Here is an 18453-nt window from a genome sequence, read left to right on the forward strand (position 1 = left end):
GCACCGCTCCCGCCCCGTCACTCCCCGCTCACTCCCACTCGATGGTGCCCGGCGGCTTGCTCGTCACGTCGAGGACCACGCGGTTGACGTCGGCGACCTCGTTGGTGATGCGGGTGGAGATCTTCGCCAGCACGTCGTACGGCATCCGCGTCCAGTCGGCGGTCATCGCGTCCTCGGACGAGACGGGCCGCAGCACGATCGGGTGTCCGTACGTCCGGCCGTCCCCCTGCACGCCCACCGAGCGCACGTCCGCGAGCAGGACCACCGGGCACTGCCAGATCTCCCGGTCGAGTCCGGCCAGGGTCAGCTCCTCGCGCGCGATGGCGTCCGCCGCGCGCAGCAGGTCGAGCCGCTCCCTGGTGACCTCGCCGACGATCCGGATGCCGAGCCCGGGGCCGGGGAACGGCTGGCGCTGGACGATCTCGTCCGGCAGGCCCAGCTCCTGGCCGACCATCCGTACCTCGTCCTTGAACAGCTTGCGCAGCGGCTCGATCAGCTGGAACTCGATGTCGTCGGGCAGCCCGCCGACATTGTGGTGCGACTTGATGTTGGCGGTGCCGCTGCCGCCGCCGGACTCCACGACGTCCGGGTAGAGCGTGCCCTGGACCAGGAACGCGACGTCCTCGCCCTCGGCGCCCGCCTCCGCGACGATCTCCGCCTGCGCCTGCTCGAAGACCCGGATGAACTCGCGGCCGATGATCTTCCGCTTCTGCTCGGGGTCCGAGACCCCGGCGAGCGCGCCCAGGAAGCGCTCCTGGGCGTCGACCACCTTGAGCTGGACGCCGGTCGCGGCGACGAAGTCCTTCTCGACCTGCTCCGTCTCGCCCTGGCGCATCAGGCCGTGGTCGACGTACACGCAGGTCAGCTGGGAACCGATCGCCTTCTGTACGAGGGCGGCGGCGACGGCGGAGTCCACGCCGCCGGACAGCCCGCAGATGGCGCGCTTGGTGCCGACCCGCTCGCGGATGAGGGCGACCTGCTCGTCCACGACGTTGGTGGTGGTCCAGGTCGGCTCGATGCCGGCGCCCCGGTAGAGGAAGTGCTCCAGGACCTGCTGGCCGTACGTCGAGTGCATGACCTCGGGGTGGTGCTGGACGCCGTAGAGCTTCTTCTCGTCGTTCTCGAAGGCGGCGACCGGCACGACGTCCGTGGACGCGGTGACGGTGAAGCCCTCGGGGGCGGCGGAACAGGCGTCGCCGTGCGACATCCAGACCGGCTGCTCGGCGGGGGTGCCCTCGAAGAGCGTGGACCCGGTCTGGGAGACGTGCAGGGGGGTACGGCCGTACTCACGCGCCCCCGTGTTGTCGACGGTCCCGCCGAGGGCCGTCGCCATCAGCTGGAAGCCGTAGCACATGCCGAAGACGGGCACGCCCGCGTCGAAGATCTCGCGGTCCAGGCGCGGCGCCCCCTCCGCGTACACGGAGGACGGGCCGCCGGAGAGGATGATCGCCTTCGGCCTCTTGGCCAGCATCTCGGCCACCGGCATGGTGGACGGGACGATCTCGCTGTACACCCGGGCCTCGCGGACACGGCGGGCGATGAGCTGGGCGTACTGCGCGCCGAAGTCGACGACGAGAACGACGTCGGGGGCGGCGGGGGGTGCTGCGGGCACGGGCGGCCTTCCGGCGGTGACGAGCGCGGGGTCTGGTTCCCCTCGATTTCCCCTCGATTCTAACGGGGCCCCGGGACCCCGTTAGAATGCGCGTATGCGCAAGCAGTCGATCTTCATGTTTACCTATGGCACCGGCCCGTCCGGCTGCCATGGTCGTGCTGCTTGAACTGACAAGCGACTTCCCAGGCGCCCCGGGCCGGCAGGCTCCGGGGCGTCTGTGCGTTCGGGGCCGTGCGGGCGGGGCAGGACCCGAACGAGGACCTCATGACGCTCACGAACCCCACCACTCCCTCCCCCGAGAGCGCGGACACCACCGGCGCAAGGACCCCCGGGGCGGCGGATCTCATCGGCGGCGCGCGGGAGCACGTCGACGCGCTGGACGACCGGATCATCGGCCTGGTCCAGGAACGGATGGCGGTCTCCGCCGCCGTCCAGCGGGCCCGGACGACCTCGGGCGGCCGGCGGATCCACCTGTCCCGCGAGAACGAGATCCTCGGCCGCTACAGGGCCGCGCTGGGCAGGCCGGGTACGGCGCTGGCGATGACGTTGCTGGAACTGAGCCGGGGCCGTGTCTGAAGGTGGTCGTGTCCGCCCGTCGTATACGCGTTCGGGCACATCCTCACCCGTACGGCGCGTGACCGGGCCGTACGGGACTTCGTTGGACCGTGCGTCCGCGCCACCCAGGGGCGGGCCGAGCAGGAAAGAGTTGACTCCACGCGTGGCTCTGCTGGGGCGTGTGGCGTGCCGTGCGGCACGTCGTGGGACCGCGCCCCGGCGCACGTGACCGGTACGCAGGGGACAGCAGCCCGGTCACCGAAGACCGGCCGGCCCGGGGACGCCCGGCGCCGGCCGGCCTCCCGGATGTGTGTCCTGTACGTTCCGCACCCCTCGCCCCCGCCCCTCCTCCGGGCCGGGTCCTCGCCGGGGCACAGCGATGTGACGTACGACACTAAAAATTTCTGTGAACGTGACGACAACCATTCCGTCGTGTCACAGGTCATGCATGCGTTGACAAAAGAGGCGCTGCACTCGGAGGGGGGTGCAGCGCCTTTTGCGCGTGCCCACGCCTGCCTCAGGCCTTCTTCGGCGGCACCTTCGGCATCTCCAGGAACGGCAGCCTCAGCGCGCCGAACGCCTCCGCCGGGACCGCCGGTGACCGGGGCGCGACCGCCGCCAGCCGGACGTACGCCGCGCCCTGCTCCGGACGCGGGTCGGGCTCGCCCTTGTTGGGCCAGAGCGACATCGCCCGCTCCGCCTGGGCGGTGATCGTCAGCGACGGGTTGACGCCCAGGTTCGCCGAGACCGCCGAGCCGTCGACCACCGAGATGCCCGGGTGTCCGTACAGCCGGTGGTACGGGTCGATGACCCCCGCGTCCGGCGAGGCGCCGATCGCGCAGCCGCCCAGGAAGTGCGCGGTGAGCGGGGTGCCCATCAGCTCCCCGACGTTGCTGCCCGCGAAGCCGTTGATCTCCTCGGCGAGGAGGCCGGCGGCCCGCGCCGCCTCCGGTATCTGCTTCGGGTTGGGCGCGCCGTGTCCCTGACGGGCCGTCAGCAGCCCCTTCCCGACCGTCCCGCCCGGTCTGCGATACGTCGTCAGGGAGTTGTCCAGCGACTGCATGACCAGCCCGATGATCGTCCGCTCCGACCAGCGGCGGTTGGAGAGCGAACGGATCAACTGGACCGGGTGCGTGGCCGCGTTGCCGAGCCACGCGCGCACCCGCCGCTCGCTGTACGGGACTTGGAGTATGGACAGCACCCCCATCGCGTTGGAGCCCCGGCCGTAACGGACCGGCTCCACATGGGTGTCGGCGTTCGGGTGGACCGAGGAGGTGATGGCGACCCCCCGGGTGAAGTCGGCTCGGGGCGCGCCGTGCCGCGCGCGGTAGCGCCGGTTGTCGGTCTGCGCGCCACGAGGGCCTCGGAGTTGGTACGGGTCAGCTCGCCGAGCCGCGCCGGGATCCGGGGCAGCAGTCCTTCGTCCCGCATCGTGTGGAGCAGGGTCTGCGTGCCGTACGTGCCCGCCGCGATCACGACCTGCCGGGCGCGCAGGACGGTACGCGCCCGCCGCCCCCGCCTGCCCCGGGCGCCGGTCGGGACGGTGGTGACCCGGTGGCCGCCCGTCCCGTCCTCCGTGACGGCGACGACCGACGTCATGGGGTGGATGACGGCCCCGGCCCGCTCGGCCAGGTAGAGGTAGTTCTCGTTGAGGGTGTTCTTCGCGCCGTGCCGACAGCCCGTCATGCACTCGCCGCACTCGACACAGGCCCGGCGGGAGGGGCCCGCGCCGCCGAAGTACGGGTCCTCGACGGTGGCTCCGGGACGCGCCGTGACCGTACCGTCCGCGTCCTCGCCGTCCCCGAAGTAGACGCCGACCGGGGCGAGATGGAAGGTGTCGCCGACCCCCATCGCCTCCGCCGCCGCCTTCAGGTGGACGTCGGAGGGGGTCACGGTCGGGTTGAGCCGGACGCCGAGCATGCGGCGCGCCTGGTCGTAGTACGGCCTCAACTCGCCCTCCCAGTCGGTGATCGAGGCCCACTGAGGGTCCTCGAAGAACGCGGCGGGTGGCACGTACAGGGTGTTGGCGTAGTTGAGCGAGCCGCCGCCGACGCCCGCGCCTGCCAGGACCATCACATGGCCGAGGAGGTGGACGCGCTGGATGCCGTAGAGGCCGAGGGCGGGGGCCCAGAGGTAGTTCCTGACGTCCCAGGAGTTCTTCGGGAGGGTGGCGCGGGTGAAGCGGCGGCCGGCTTCCAGGACGCCGACGCGGTAGCCCTTCTCCGTGAGCCGCAGGGCGGAGACGGCCCCGCCGAAGCCGGACCCGACGACGATGACGTCGTAGTCGAAGCCGCTGTCCACGCTGCCGCCCGCACCGTCGTCCACCACGTCGTCATCCACCGCATGGTCATCCACCGCATCGTCATCCACGGAATCGTCCTCCACGGCATGGTCCTCTCAACGCAGGCGGAACGCCTTCATCAGCCGCAGGCTCCGGGTCATGAGCGCCGCGTACTTCTCGTCGTCCATCCCGAACGACGGTCCCAGCGACAGGAGTCGCTGCTGCGCGACCGTCTGCGCCTCGGTGAACTTGAGGATGCCCTCCGAGCCGTGCCGCCGGCCGAGCCCCGAGTCCTTCATGCCGCCCATGGGCGCCCGGACGCTCCCGTACGCCGACGCGTAGCCCTCGTTGATGTTGACCGTGCCCGTCCGCAGCCGCGCCGCGACCTCGTGCCCCCGGCGGGCGTCCTTCGTCCAGACGCTCGCGTTGAGGCCGTACGCCGTGGAGTTGGCGAGTCCGATCACCTCGTCCTCGTCGCCGAAGCGGTAGACGGAGACCACCGGTCCGAACGTCTCCTCCGCGCACACCGTCATGGGCGCCTCGACGCCGTCGAGGATGGTGGGCTCGTAGAAGTACGGTCCGACGTCGGGCCTGGCCACCCCGCCCGCGACGAGCCTGGCGCCCTTGGCGACGGCCTCCTCGACATGCCGGGTGACCGTGTGGAGCTGGCTCTCCCCGGCGAGCGAGCCCATGTCGGCGCCGTACGCGAGGGAGTTGCCGAGCCGCATGGCCTTCGTCCGGGCGGCGAACCGCTCCAGGAAGGCGTCGGCGATCGACTCGTGCACGTACAACCGCTCGATGGAGATGCAGAGTTGGCCGGCGGAGGAGAAGCAGGCCCGGATCGCGCCCGCCGCGGCCTTCTCGACGTCGGCGTCCCGCAGGACCAGCATGGCGTTCTTGCCGCCCAGCTCCAGCGAGGCGCCGATGAGCCGGTCGGCGGCGCCCCTGGCGACCTCGCGGCCGGTACGGGTCGAGCCGGTGAACGAGACGTAGTCGGCGTGCTTGACGATCTCGGGTCCGACAACCGGGCCCTCGCCCAGAACAACCTGGAAAACACCGGCCGGCAGCCCGGCCTCGATCAACAGGTCACGGGCCCACAGGGCGGTGAGCGCGGTCTCGGTGTCGGGCTTCATCACCACGGCGTTCCCGGCGGCGAACGCGGGCAGCGCGTCCCCGGCCGACAGCTCCAGCGGATAATTCCAGGGCGCGATCTGCCCCACGACCCCCCGAGGCTGGCGCAGTTCGGTGACCTTCGTCAGGGCCGGTACGACCCCGGTGTGGCGCCGGGGCCGCAGATAGGACACGGCGTTGCGCCCGTAGTGCCGGGCCTCCACGGCCAGCCCCTGAACTTCCTCGTGCGCGTGCAGCCGCGCCTTTCCGGTCTCCAGCTGGATGAGGTCGAGCACCTCGGCCTGCCGCTCCAGCACCAGGTCGTGGAACCGGAGCAGCACGGCGGCCCGCCGCCGCACGGGAAGCGCGGCCCAGAGCGGCTGCGCTTCCCGGGCACGCGCGAAGGCGGTCGCGACGTCCTCGGGCGTGGACGCGGGCAGGTCGGCCAGCTTCTCCCCGGTGAACGGAGTGTGCCCCGCGGTCCACCCGGACCCGACCACACCGTGCGTCAACTGGGCGATCACCTCGGGCGTCACCACATCGGCGGCGGTACGCGCACCGGCCGGGGCGGGGGCGACGGGGTTGGTCCCGAGAGCGGCGGCGGTGGCCTGCGAGTCGGTCATGAAACCGAGCGTATGCCGCGCCCGCGCGCTTTGGATACCCGACGGTAACCAATTTCCGCCACGCCGGACAGGGCCCGTACAGGCCCCCCACGGGGCCGCTTCTCCCGGATGACTCCTCAGGATCACTTCTCCGCGAGCAGCGGCTCGATCACCTTGCGCAGGGTGTCGGCGCTGATCCCCCGCAGTGCGCGTGCCGCGATCTTTCCGTCGCGGTCGAGGAAGATGGTGGAGGGCAGTGTCTGAGGGTTGAGGGTGCCCTTGGGGAAGCCGTTCAGTATCAGCTTGCCCGTCGGGTCGTACAGGCTCGGGTACGGGAGGCCGAGGTCCTTCTGGAAGGCGAGGGCGGGAATCCGGCTGGAGTCGCGGGTGTCGATCCCGATAAATGCGACGCCCTTGCCCTCGGTCTCCTTCGCGACCTCCACAAAATGGGGCGCCTCGGTGATGCAGGGCGGGCACCAGGAGCCCCAGACGTTGATCACCACAACCTGGCCCCTGCTGTCGGCGACGTCGAGGTGTTTCCGGTCGAGTGTCTCGCCCTTGAGCTCGTCGGGGAGGACCCGCTTCCCCTTCGGGACCGTCGAGATGCCGTCGGCGCCGACCGCGCCGTTCGTCCCGGTGCCACCGCCGGGGCCGCCGGCCTCACAGGCCGACAGGGACAGGGCGGCGGCAACGGCGACCAGGGTGGTCAGCACGGCGATACGGGAGGTGCGGGAGGCGGGGGAAGGGCGGCTGATGCTCATGTGAAAATTTTCCCATGGCGCGCGGTGCCCCCCCTGTCCTCAGGCAACTTCCGCGTCCTCAGGCGGACTTCTTCCCCTGGAGGTCGAAGTGGTCCAGGACACGCGCGTACAGCTCCTCGCCGTCCTTCACCGCCGCGCCCTCCGCCGGCATCGACACCCGCAGCCGCAGGTAGAAGCCGTCCTTGCCGGGCAGGACCAGTTCGTGCCAGCGGTAGCGGTACGGGTCGTCGCCCGACGCGCTGTACTCGGTGTAGTCGACGACCGTCTCGAAGCCCTTCCTGCCCTGGTGTTCGGCGTTCTTGGTGGTGACGTCCGCGTCCTTGATCTCCCTGCCGCTGTCGCCGCCGGCCGTGTAGTACGCCTTCCAAGCGGCGGCATCCGGTTTCAGGGCCTCGTTGTCCGCGTCGGGGCGCACGCGTTCCGCGAAGACCTGGAAGACGTTGCTGGGGTCGTAGTACGTCACGTTGGTGAGCGCGCTGCCGGCGCCGTCCTCCGCACGTTGGTACTCCTCGGGTACGGCGATCTTCGCGCGCAGGATCTCGTTCTCCGCGCGGACCCCCCACCCCGCCGGCAGCTCGCCGCCGCCGAAGGGGTCGGTGAGAAGCAGGGCGAGCGCGGCGGCTCCGGCGACGGTGGCGGCGCCGAGGCCGTACCGCGCGGGGCGGTTGCGGTGCAGGACGGGCGGCACCCAGGCCGCGAGACCCGTCACGGCGGGGGGCGCCGGGCCGTCGAGGACCCGGGGCGGGGCGGCGGCCACCGGCGGCCGGGACACCTCGGTGAGGATCTGCCGGATCTCGGCGGGGTCCGGGCGCGACGCCGGGTCCTTGCGCAGCAGCCGCATCACCAGCGTGCCCAGTGGTCCCGAGGCGCGCGCGGGTGTCTGCGGTTCGGCGGAGAGCACGGCCTGGAGGGTGGCCGGTGTGTTGGAGCGGCGGTACGGGGACAAGCCCTCGACGGCCGCGTACAGCACGACCCCCAGCGACCACAGGTCCGACTCCGGGCCCGGACGCTGCCCCAACACCCGCTCAGGAGCTATGAATTCGGGCGAACCGACAAAGGATCCCGTCTCCGTCAGGCCCTGTTCGCCCTCGACCTGCGCGATGCCGAAGTCGCTGAGCACCACCCGGTCCCCGCGCCCCAGCAGGATGTTGTCGGGCTTGACGTCGCGGTGCAGGACGCCCTGTTCGTGGGCGGCGGTCAGCGCGTCGAGGACGGCGAGCCCGATCCTGGCCGCCTCACGCGGGTCGAGGGTGCCCTCCTGCAACCGGTCGCCGAGGGAGTGGCCGCGCACCAGCTCCATCACGATCCACGGCTTGGCGTCCTCGATCACCACGTCGTGCATCGTGACGACGGAGGGATGGTCGATCCGGGCGGCGGACCGCGCCTCCCGTTGCATCCGCAGATACACGAGGTCGCGCGTACGCTCCCCCAAGTGGTCAGGAACGCGGGGCTCCTTGACGGCCACATCGCGGTCCACGACCTCGTCGTGCGCGAGCCAGACCGTACCCATGCCGCCGTGTCCGAGGCGGGAGACGAGCCGGTACCGGCCGCCGAGCACCCGGCCCACGGCCGGATCACCCCCGGATCCCCCTGCTCGCACGGGGGTCGGCACCCCTTCCACCCGCGGCGGTACGCGGTGCGCCTGATCGACCCGTGCCGCGTTCGCCGCGCCCCGCGCGTCCGGCGGCTGGAGTCCGTAACTGGTGGGCTCGTTCGCCCGTCCCCCGTCGTTGCCCATGCGCCCATCCTGGCGAACGGCGCGGGCCGTTGCCATCGTAACGACGGAGCGGATGCAGAGCCGTGACAGTCAGGGGGCGGTCACGGGACGACCTCGGCCGGGGGTTCCCAGCTGCGCAGCACCGCGTCGAACTGGCGTCGGGTGGTGTCCCAGTCCTCCTCGGGACCCGACATGTAGATCGCGTATTCGGTCTCGCCGCTGTCCGAGTAGTACATCTGGTCGATGGCGTGCCGGGGACCGGGATGCCCCTGCTCCTCGTTCCACGTGAACTCCCAGACGGCGGACAGCGTCTGGTCCCGGAACGTGTTCGGCTCCAGCCTGACCTTCTCGTACGTGGCGCGCTTCTTGAACTGGTCCTCCAGGTCCAGCAGATGCGCGTACGGGTCCCGGAACTGCGGGGTGTCGATGCTGATCCGGATGAAGTGGTCGCCGTCGTCGGGCGTGTAGTCGATCTGGTCGCCGTCCATCCGGCGTTCCCAGCCGTCGGGGACGTTGAGGCTGAACCCCTCGGGCTCCTCGACGCGGTGCCAGCCGGCCGGGACGGTCGGGTCCTTCTGCGGCTTCCGCGGGTCCCCCGTCTCCTGCGGATTCCCGTCCGTCTCCTCGCCGTTGAGGGGCCGGCCGGGTGTGGTGCCTCCGGAATCGCCGGTCCCGCCGGAACCGCCGGAGGCGCTGGTCCCCGGATCCGCCGAACCGTCCGTGCCACCACCGAACTTGAGCGCCGCGAAACCGCCGCCGATGCCGAGGACGACGGCGGCCACGATCGCGATGACCACGGTACGGTGCCGGCCCGGCCGCCGGGCGGGGGCGGGCGGGTTGTAGGGGGTGTGCGGGGTGGGCGGCCCGGGAGGCGTCCCGGATCGCGTCGGCGGGGTGGCCTCGGCGGGGAGCGGCGGCCCGAAGGAGTACGCGGTGGGTCCGGTCGGACCGGCCGGTACGGCGGCAGGCGCAGGACCGCCCGATTCCGGTGCGGGGCGCGGCACTTGGGCCGTCGTCCGCGTCGGTACGTACACCTGCTCCCCCGCGGACGTCCGCCCCGCCGCCACCTCCCGCAGCATCATCTCGGTCTCGGCCGCGCCCGGCCGTACCGCCGGATCCTTGGCGAGCAGCGCCGCGATCACCGGCTCCAGCTCCCCGGCCCGGTCGGCGCGCGGCGGCTCCTCCGTGACCACGGCCTGCATGGTCGACAGCGGTGACGTGCGGCGGAAGGGTGAGACGCCCTGCACGGCGGTGTAGAGCGTCACCCCCAGCGACCACAGGTCGGACGCCGGTCCCGGGTCGGCGCCCCGGACCCGCTCGGGCGCCAAGTAGTCGATGGAACCGACCAGTTCACCGGTCCTCGTGATCGTGGCGTCGCCCTCGATCGCCGCGATGCCGAAGTCGGTGAGCAGGACCCGGCCGTCCCGCGCGAGCAGCACGTTGCCGGGCTTCACGTCGCGGTGCAGCACTCCCGCGCCGTGCGCGGCGCGCAGCGCGCTCAGCACCTGGAGGCCGATCCTTGCCGCCTCCCGCCAGTCGATGCGGCCGGCGTCCTTGGCGGCGTCGGCGAGCGAGGGGCCGTCCACGTACTGCATGACGATCCAGGGCCGGCCGTCGTGGTCGAGGACGTCGTGCACGGTCACCACGCCGGGGTGGGTGATCCGGGCGGCGGCGCGGGCCTCCTTCTGGGTGCGCTGGTGCAGTACGGCCCGGTCGGCCTCGTTGACGTAACGTCCGGCGGTCAGTTCCTTGACCGCGACCGTGCGGTGCAGCACCTCGTCGTGCGCGCGCCACACCTTGCCCATGCCGCCGCTGCCGATGCACTCGCCCAGTCGGTACCGCCCGGCGAGCATCAGTCCGGCGCCGGTCTCCGCGCCCGTTCCCTGTGAGTGTTCCACGTCCCCCGCCCTGTTCCGTGCCCACAGGTTACGGAGGAGAGGTGGGCGCGCGGAACCTCGGGTGGCCGACGGAGACGACACTGTGACGCCCGGGGCCCGGGGGCCGGGTGTGGACAACAGGCCCTGAGGGGCGCCGTGTCGGCGGGTATGGAGGCCCTGAGGGGTGCCGTGCCGGCCGGTCCGGCCGCCTCTTCACGGCACCCGCGGGGCTCAGTCGGTCACCTGGTACGCGGACGTGGCCTGCTGGTACATCTCGCTGACCCGGTCCCGCTGGCTGTCCGGGCCGATGACCTGGATGACGTGGTAGCGGCCCTCTATGACCACCGCGAGGTTGCGTACGTACACCTCACGGCCGTTGTTGTCCGTCCAGGTGAACTGCCCCTCCGCCATGGCCTGCCGGCCGACGTCGATCCGCCGCAGCCCGGAGGCGCTGGACCAGGAGGAGTCACGGAACGGCTGGAGTTCCTGTTCCTTCTCGCGCTGGTAGACCATCGGGTCGGCGCCGTTCTCCGCCACGGAGTCCCGGCCGGGGACGACGATCAGCGTGAAGTCGCCGCCGACGTAACGGACTTGCCCGCTGTCGTTGATGGGGCGGCGCTGCCAGTTCTGCCCGACGGCGATCTGGAAGCCCTCGGGGTCCTTGCGCAGGGTGTAGCCCTTGGCGAGGTCGACGGCGGGGCCGGAGGCGGGGGGCGCCGTCGTCTTCTTCGGGGGCGGATCAGCCTTCTCCGTACCGGAGTTGTCCTTGTCGGACGGCTGCGGGTCCGTCGAGGGCTCCCCGGCGGAAGGGGTGGTGCTCGCCTCGCCGACGCTCTGTCCCCGCTGTCCCTCCTGCGGGTCGGCCTTGGGCATGAACATCACGGCGAAGGCGATGGCGCCGACGAGCAGGAGCAGTATCAGGAGGAGCAGGGTGCGGCCGAGGGATCGGGGCGTGCGGTTCCGGGGTCCGCGCGAGGAGCGCGACGACCTGTCGTACAGCTCCTCGGTCTCGTACTCCTCGCGGTCGAACTGCTGGCGGACGAACTCCGGGCGTTCGTTGCGGTACGGATCGTTCTGGAGCCGGCCGCCCTGGCGTTCGTCGGGGCGCTCGTGCCGGCGCTCGCTCCGGCGCTCGTTCTGGTAGCCGTCGCTCTCGTACCGGCTCTCCGGCTGCTCCTGCCGGAACTCGTCACGCTGTTCGGGCGCGACGGCCGCCCTGCCGCCGTCCTTCGCCGCGCGCTCCTTGCCCTTCTTGTGCCGGTGGCGCCCGCCGGTCAGCCCGCCGCGGCGCCTGCGCACCAGCTCGCCCCGGCGGCGTTTGATGGGCAGCTTGGCGTCCACGGACGGCACCTGTACGACGTCGAGGCCCGCTTCCGGCTCGGGCGCGGACCGTACGAGCGAGCGCAGCCAGCCGCGCAGCTCCTCGAAGTCCGGCCGCTCCGTGGGGTCCTGACGGAGCAGCGACTCGACGACGGGCCGCAGCGGGCCGCACTCCTCGGCGAAGGCGGGCGGCTCGGCGACGACGAGCTGCACCAGCTCGGCGGCGCTCTCCTCCGGGTACGGGGCGTGGCCCTGCACGGCGCGGTACAGCAGGGCACCGAGCGCCCAGAGGTCGGTGGACGGGCCGATGGGCGGGGCGAGTTGCCAGTTCTCGTGTACGGGCCCGGCCTGCTCGGGGGCCCACCGCTCGGTGACGGCGCCGACGATCGCGATCCGCGCCTGCCGGGCCCGCTCGGCGGCGAGGGGGGTGGCGGGGCCCCGGTACGCCGGTACGGAACCGCTCGCCACGACATCGTCCCACCGCCCCGCGGTGGCCTGGCCGGTGACGGCGGGGAGGTGCGGGGAGTGCCGCTGGGCGTCGGCCCGCAGCGCGTCGCGGGCCCCGCTGGGCTGCCAACTCCCACTGCCGGGGCCGGTGTACGGGGTGTCACCGCCGCGCGCCATGGCGACGCCGGGCGTACCGCTGCCCCCGGCGGGCAGGGCGGGACGGCTGCCGCCGGGCAGCTGCCGGGGTCCTTCCCCACCGGATCCGTACGATCCGTCGCGCCCGTCCCCGGACGCCGGGTCCGCGCCCTGGCCGGTCGCGCCGCCGCCCGAGCGGCCGCCGCTCGGTGCGCCCGCGCCCGTGCCGAAGGGGCCCGTCGAGTGGGGGCCGTACGGGCTGCCGCCGCCCGCCGGGATCGAGCCTGAGGAGTCGTTCCAGGGGGACGGGCCGTCGCGCCAGGTGCCCGCCAGCTCCGCGCGGTACGGCGGGGGCGGGTCGTCGTCGTTGTCGTCGTTGTCGTCATCGTCGGCGAAGTCGTCGCTGTCGGCGGCGGCGCCCGTACGGTAGCGCTCGTCCGCGCGCGGAGGCTGCGCCCACCAGTCCTGGCCGGGGCCGTCGCCGCCCGGCTGCCCCGGCTGCCCCGGCACGGCGACGGGCACGGGGCCCGTGTCGGCCGCGCGCTGCTGCTCCTCCGTGACGCGGGCGGCGGCCCGCGCTCCCGCGCGGTACGCCGCGATCGCGCCGGCGCGCGCCGCGCGGATGTCCCCCGACGCGTTGCCACTGGGAAGCGCCGGCTGGCCTCCGTAGGGCGCCGGGATACCCGGCGTTCCGTGCTGGGGCCGCGGCATGGCGCCGGACGTCCCGGACGACCCGCCGTACGGCACCCCGGCCGTCTGCCCCGGCAGTTCGGGGCCGGCCGCGCCGTACCCGTAACCGGACTGTCCCTGCTCCGAGCGCGGGAGGCCCGGCAGCCCGGGACCCACGGGCCCGGGATCGGCCAGCTCGGGATCCTGAGGACCGTGCTCGTGATCGTGCTCGGGACCGGGCACCTCGTGCACCTCGTGCACCGAGGGATCCTCGGCCCGCGGGTCGTGCCCAGCCTCCCAGGGCGCCCCGGGCTGTTCCCCGGCGGGCTCCGGCGGGAGCGGCATGCCCGGCACTCCGGGCGCCGTCGGCACCGGCGCGTACCCGCAGAGCGCCTCTTCCGCCGCGCCCGCCGCGAGCCCGGTCAGCACCACCCGGCCGTCGTCGCAGACGAGCACCGTGCGCGCGGTGATGTTGCGGTGGGTCCAGCCGTGGCCGTGCAGCACCCGTACCGCCGTGAGCACGTCGGCGGCGATCTCCGCCGCCCGGTACGGGTTGAGGGGCCTCTCGGCGAGCAGCGCCGCCAGCGGGCGCGCCGCGATCAGTTCGCTGACGATCCACAGCGACCCGGACTCGGCGAACACGTCGAAGACCTGGTCGAGCCGGGGGTGGTCGGGGATCTGCGCGGCGCTCTGCGCGGCCTCGATGGCCCGCCGCACCGCCGGGTCGGTCGGCCTGCGCGGCTCCCGCCCCGAGGCGCGCCGGGGCGCCGCGCCGCCGTCCGCGTCGATGACCTCCGCCTCCACGACCTCCGGCAACGGCACCTGCCGCACCAGGACTTCCTGGCCGCTGTACGTGTCGAAGGCCCGGGTCTCAGCGAGTTCGTACTCGTCGGACGGTGGCAGGGGAAGGCGATAGCGGTCGGCCAGCACCCGTCCCGCGTAGTCGTCCACAGCGCCTCCCCACACACGTGCCGTCTCCCGGTCCCGGAGACCCGCGAACGATCTCGGAGACCCGCGAAACCGCCAATTCCGGTCGTTTACCGGCTCATTGTGGATGCGTACGGTTCGCGACCTCTCACGATACGTGGCCGCAGGCAAACGCGCCGCAGGGTCGCGGCAACCCGTACGGGAACTGTTGGGATCCCGCAGGCCGAACAGGCCGCCTTGACACCACGAACGTGCTGCTCCAAGAGAGATTGCCCGCCTGGCGGCCCGTCAGTCCTTCGGTGTGAAGGTCTTGAAAGCCGTCTCACGGAGCGTCCGGCACGCGGCGCCGTCCCATTCGCTGTCCTTGCACCGGATGAGAATCGCGTACCCGTGGCCGCCGTCGACCTTGAAGCCCCGGTTGAGGACCCGTACCCGCTGGCCGTTCACCGTCTCGCGCCACTGCCAGTCGGCGACCGTCGGGTAGCCGTTGTACGAGACGTTCTCGATGCCGAGGTCCTGGTAGCCCGAGATCCCGCCCCGTATCGCCTGCCGCTGCTGGACCCAGGCGGCCTTGGCGTCGGCGCCGGGGCTGCTGGTGTAGTCGACCTGGACGCGCGGGAGGCCGTCCCGGACGAGGCTGTACTTCCCGCCGGAGTTCTCCCCCGCGATGGACTGCTTCTTGAACCCCTTGGGCATCGCCATCGTGAAGTGGAACTGGGTGTCCGTGACCGTCACGTAACCGGCCGGTATCTCCCCGCCGCCGCCCTTGCCCTTGTTGCTGTCCTCGCCGCCGTCCGACGAGCCGGAGTTGTCCTCGGACCCGCCGTCGCCGCCGTCGCCCTTGTCGCCCTTGTCGTCCGAGGAGCCGGCGGAAGCGGCCGTGTCCCCGGAGGGCTTCGTGCCGGCCGTCTTCCCGCCGTTCGGCTCCGCGCTCTGATCCTGGCCGGTGTCCTTGCCGTCGTCGCCGGTGCCGGCGTCGCCCGCCGTGGACCCGGCGGAGGAGCCGGTGTCCTTGCCCTGGTCCGTACCCCCGTCGGGGCCCCCGCCCAGGGAGACCGCGAGGATCGTGCCCAGGACGGCGAGCACGGCGACGATCCCGATGATGATCAGCGTGCGCCGGGGCACCACGTCGGTGAGCGAGGCACGCGGCGGGGCGGGCCGCGACGGGGCGAGCGGTCCGGCGGCGGGCGCGGGAGCGGGTCCGACACCCGCCGACGCGCTCCGTACGGTGGAACGCAGCCCTCCGCGCGCGCCCGGCGCTTCTCCCGCGACGCCTGCCTGCTTGGCCTGCTTGCTCTGCTTGTCCCGGCCCGGCACGGGCGGCAGCGGTACGACCCGGGTGGCCTCGGCGCCCGGCTCGGGCTCCGCCGGCCGCTCGGGGGCGTCCACGATGGCCTGGAGCAGCGCCCGCGCCCCGCTGTCGTCCAGCCGCCGCTCGGGGTCCTTGTCGAGCAGGCCGTAGATGACGTCCGTCAGCGGCCCGGCGTGCTTGGGCGGGTCCAGCGGCTCGGTCATCACGGCGGTGAGCGTGGCGATCGCGGAGCCCTTGTCGTACGGCGGGCTGCCCTCGACCGACGCGTACAGCAGACCGCCGAGCGACCAGAGGTCGGCGGCGGGCCCCGGCTTGTGGCCGCGGGCGCGCTCGGGCGAGATGTACGAGGGGGCGCCGACAAGCATGCCCGTGGAGGTGACCGAGGGGTCGCCCTCGACCTGCGCGATGCCGAAGTCGGTCAGGACCACCCGCCCGTCCTCGGCGATCAGCACGTTCGACGGCTTCACGTCGCGGTGCAGGATGCCCTCGCGGTGGGCGGAGCGCAGCACGTCGAGGATGGCGAGCCCCACCTCGGCGGCGCGCCGGGGCGGCAGCAGACCGTCCTCGCGGACGGCCTCGGCGAGGGACTTGCCCTCGACCAGCTCCATGACGATCCAGGGGCGGTCGTCCTCTTCCACGACGTCGAACACGGTGACCGCGCCGCTGTTGCGGATCCGGGCGATCGCCTTGGCCTCGCGCAGGGTGCGGGTGATGAGCCGCCGCTTCTCGTCGTCGTCGATGCTGGAGGGGAAGCGCAGCTCCTTCACCGCGACCGTACGGCCGAGCATCTCGTCAAGCGCGCGCCAGACCGTGCCCATGCCGCCGCGCCCGAGGACGGCGCCGAGCCGGTACCTGCCCGCGAGCAGGCGCCCCTCGGGGGCCCCGTCGGCGCTCTTCTCCGCGTCCCCACCGGGCTCGTCCCGGTCGGTCTCGTCCCGCTGGGGCTCCTGCGCCGTGTCCCGCGACTGCTCCGCCTCCGACATGCGTCCCCTCTGCGATCCCTGATCCCGGCCCGCGGCTGCCACCCGCACACGCGATGCCGTAACGCGCCCTGGCAGAGCCTTCATTGTCCCTCACTCCGGGACCACCACTGATCCCGGGTCCGCCGTCCACCGGGAGGAGGACACGGCGAGGGACCCACACCATGCCACTACCCCCGGCTTCATTGATCACCCGGCAGGTCAGAGCCTTGTTCGAGGACGGAACAGACGTGCCCTCAGGCCGCCGGGACCCCTCGCCGGACGGAACGGCCGGAAAGAATCGGCCAGATCGGCAGGATCAGGTAGATCGGCTAGATCGGCAGGATGTCCGGAGCGCCCAGCCGCGCCGCGTCCGCTGTCAGGTCGTCAGGCTGCCGCTGCGACTCCCTCTCCGCCTCCACCCGCTTCTCGTAGTGCTCGACCTCCCGCTCCACCCGGTCCTTGTCCCAGCCGAGGACCGGCGCCATCAGCTCGGCGCACTCCCGCGCGCTGAGCGTGCCCCGGTCGAAGGTCTCGATGGAGATCCGCGTCCGCCGGGTCATGACGTCGTCGAGATGGCGCGCGCCCTCGTGGGACGCCGCGTAGACGACCTCGGCCCGCAGGTAGTCCTCCGCGCCGGTCAGCGGCTCGCCCAGACCCGGGTCGTCGGCGATCAGCTCCAGCAGCTCCTCGGTGAGCGTGCCGTACCGGTTCAGGAGGTGCTCCACCCGGACGACGTGGAGGCCGGTGCGCGCGGCGATCCTCGCGCGCGCGTTCCACAGCGCGTGGTACCCCTCCGCGCCGAGCAGCGGTACGTCCTCCGTGACGCATTCCGCCACCCGCTGGTCGAGGCCGTGCACCGCCTCGTCCACGGCGTCCTTCGCCATCACCCGGTACGTCGTGTACTTGCCGCCGGCCACGACGACCATGCCCGGCACCGGGTGCGCGACCGTGTGCTCGCGCGAGAGCTTGCTCGTGGCGTCCGACTCGCCGGCGAGCAGCGGGCGCAGGCCCGCGTACACACCCTGGACGTCGTCTCTGGTGAGCGGGGTCCGCAGCACCGCGTTGACGTGTTCGAGCACATAGTCGATGTCGGCGCTGGAGGCCGCCGGGTGGGCCTTGTCCAGGTCCCAGTCGGTGTCGGTGGTGCCCACGATCCAGTGGCGGCCCCACGGGATGACGAACAGCACCGACTTCTCCGTGCGCAGGATCAGGCCCGTCGAGGAGTGGATGCGGTCCTTGGGCACGACCAGGTGGATGCCCTTGGAGGCGCGGACGTGGAACTGCCCGCGCTCGGCGATCAGCGCCTGGGTGTCGTCCGTCCACACCCCGGTCGCGTTCACGACCTGCTTGGCGCGGATCTCGTACTCCCCGCCGGCCTCCTCGTCCCGCACCCGCGCGCCGACGACCCGCTCGCCCTCGCGCAGGAAACCGACGACCCGGGCCCGGGACGCGACCTGCGCGCCGTACGTCGCCGCCGTACGGACCAGGGTCGCCACGTACCGCGCGTCGTCCATCTGCGCGTCGTAATACTGCAACGCCCCCACCAGGGCCTCCTTCTTGAGGCAGGGCGCCACCCGCAGCGCGTGCCGGCGGGAGAGGTGACGGTGTGTCGACAGGCCCCTGCCGTGCCCGGACGACACGGACATCGCGTCGTACAGCGCGACGCCCGAGCCCGCGTACAGCCGCTCCCAGCCTTTGTGCCGCAACGGGTAGAGGAAAGCCACCGGCTTGACGAGGTGGGGCGCCAGCTTCTCCAGCAGCAGGCCGCGCTCCTTGAGCGCTTCCCGTACGAGGCCGAAGTCGAGCATCTCCAGATAGCGCAGGCCGCCGTGGATCAGTTTGCTCGACCGGCTGGAGGTGCCGGACGCCCAGTCGCGGGCCTCGACGAGGCCGGTCGACAGACCGCGGGTCGCCGCGTCCAGCGCGGTCCCCGCTCCGACCACCCCGGCGCCCACCACCAGTACGTCCAGCTCGCGTTCGGCCATCGTCGCGAGCGCCTGGGCGCGCTCCGCAGGTCCCAGTGTCGCTGTTCTCACCGCTGCCTCCCGTCGTCCCCCGCGTGGTCGGACCGCGCGCCCGGCCGTACCGGGCCCACAGATCGATTCTGTCCGCAGACCAGGACTTCAGCCACCGCCTGTGGACAACACCGGCCGACGCCCGCGCGGC

The 18453-nt window shown here is 72.6% G+C and carries 9 protein-coding genes and 1 pseudogene; 1 reads left to right on the forward strand and 9 read right to left on the reverse strand.

What is annotated here, in order from left to right; genetic code table 11:
• Window positions 1-28: 28 nt before the first annotated feature.
• Window positions 29-1612 carry a glutamine-hydrolyzing GMP synthase gene (guaA, locus tag OG349_RS13880; RefSeq protein ID WP_327234917.1) on the reverse strand — a complete coding sequence of 528 codons (1584 nt, stop codon included), beginning with the start codon at window positions 1610-1612 and terminating at the stop codon, window positions 29-31.
• A 264-nt stretch (window positions 1613-1876) separates the two neighbouring features.
• Between guaA and OG349_RS13885 the strand changes: the two genes are divergently transcribed.
• The gene (locus tag OG349_RS13885; RefSeq protein WP_327234918.1) at window positions 1877-2188 is read left to right on the forward strand and encodes a chorismate mutase; all 312 of its coding nucleotides are present in this window, start codon (window positions 1877-1879) and stop codon (window positions 2186-2188) included.
• Between the two features lie 496 nt (window positions 2189-2684).
• On the opposite strand, the pseudogene OG349_RS13890 reads toward OG349_RS13885, so the two are convergent.
• From OG349_RS13890 to OG349_RS13925, 8 genes and pseudogenes are all read right to left on the reverse strand, one after another.
• A pseudogene (locus OG349_RS13890) lies at window positions 2685-4495 on the reverse strand (GMC oxidoreductase).
• A gap of 69 nt (window positions 4496-4564) precedes the next feature.
• Entirely contained in the window at window positions 4565-6181 is a 1617-nt protein-coding gene (locus OG349_RS13895) for a succinic semialdehyde dehydrogenase (protein WP_327234919.1), read from the reverse strand.
• 122 nt (window positions 6182-6303) lie between these two features.
• Complete coding sequence (locus OG349_RS13900) at window positions 6304-6921, reverse strand: TlpA family protein disulfide reductase (protein ID WP_327234920.1); 618 nt, start codon at window positions 6919-6921, stop codon at window positions 6304-6306.
• A gap of 58 nt (window positions 6922-6979) precedes the next feature.
• On the reverse strand, window positions 6980-8659 hold the full coding sequence (locus OG349_RS13905) for a serine/threonine-protein kinase (RefSeq protein ID WP_327234921.1): 1680 nt from the start codon (window positions 8657-8659) through the stop codon (window positions 6980-6982).
• An 80-nt stretch (window positions 8660-8739) separates the two neighbouring features.
• Complete coding sequence (locus OG349_RS13910) at window positions 8740-10536, reverse strand: serine/threonine-protein kinase (protein ID WP_327234922.1); 1797 nt, start codon at window positions 10534-10536, stop codon at window positions 8740-8742.
• A gap of 210 nt (window positions 10537-10746) precedes the next feature.
• A complete protein-coding gene (locus tag OG349_RS13915; RefSeq protein WP_327234923.1) occupies window positions 10747-14037 on the reverse strand; it encodes a protein kinase in 3291 nt (1096 codons plus the stop codon).
• Between the two features lie 264 nt (window positions 14038-14301).
• Window positions 14302-16308: a serine/threonine-protein kinase gene (locus OG349_RS13920; protein WP_327234924.1), complete on the reverse strand. Its 2007-nt coding sequence runs from the start codon at window positions 16306-16308 to the stop codon at window positions 14302-14304.
• 308 nt (window positions 16309-16616) lie between these two features.
• Complete coding sequence (locus tag OG349_RS13925) at window positions 16617-18323, reverse strand: glycerol-3-phosphate dehydrogenase/oxidase (RefSeq protein ID WP_327234925.1); 1707 nt, start codon at window positions 18321-18323, stop codon at window positions 16617-16619.
• Window positions 18324-18453: the final 130 nt, after the last annotated feature.

The sequence above is a fragment of the Streptomyces sp. NBC_01317 genome (genome assembly GCF_035961655.1).
GTDB lineage: Bacteria > Actinomycetota > Actinomycetes > Streptomycetales > Streptomycetaceae > Streptomyces.

What these genes read in the sequence shown, in the direction of transcription:
- OG349_RS13920 (WP_327234924.1), bottom strand. Translation starts at nt 16,308, where the DNA reads ATGTCGGAGGCGGAGCAGTCGCGGGACACGGCGCAGGAGCCCCAGCGG.
- OG349_RS13885 (WP_327234918.1), top strand. Translation starts at nt 1,877, where the DNA reads ATGACGCTCACGAACCCCACCACTCCCTCCCCCGAGAGCGCGGACACC.
- OG349_RS13895 (WP_327234919.1), bottom strand. Translation starts at nt 6,181, where the DNA reads ATGACCGACTCGCAGGCCACCGCCGCCGCTCTCGGGACCAACCCCGTC.
- OG349_RS13905 (WP_327234921.1), bottom strand. Translation starts at nt 8,659, where the DNA reads ATGGGCAACGACGGGGGACGGGCGAACGAGCCCACCAGTTACGGACTC.
- OG349_RS13900 (WP_327234920.1), bottom strand. Translation starts at nt 6,921, where the DNA reads ATGAGCATCAGCCGCCCTTCCCCCGCCTCCCGCACCTCCCGTATCGCC.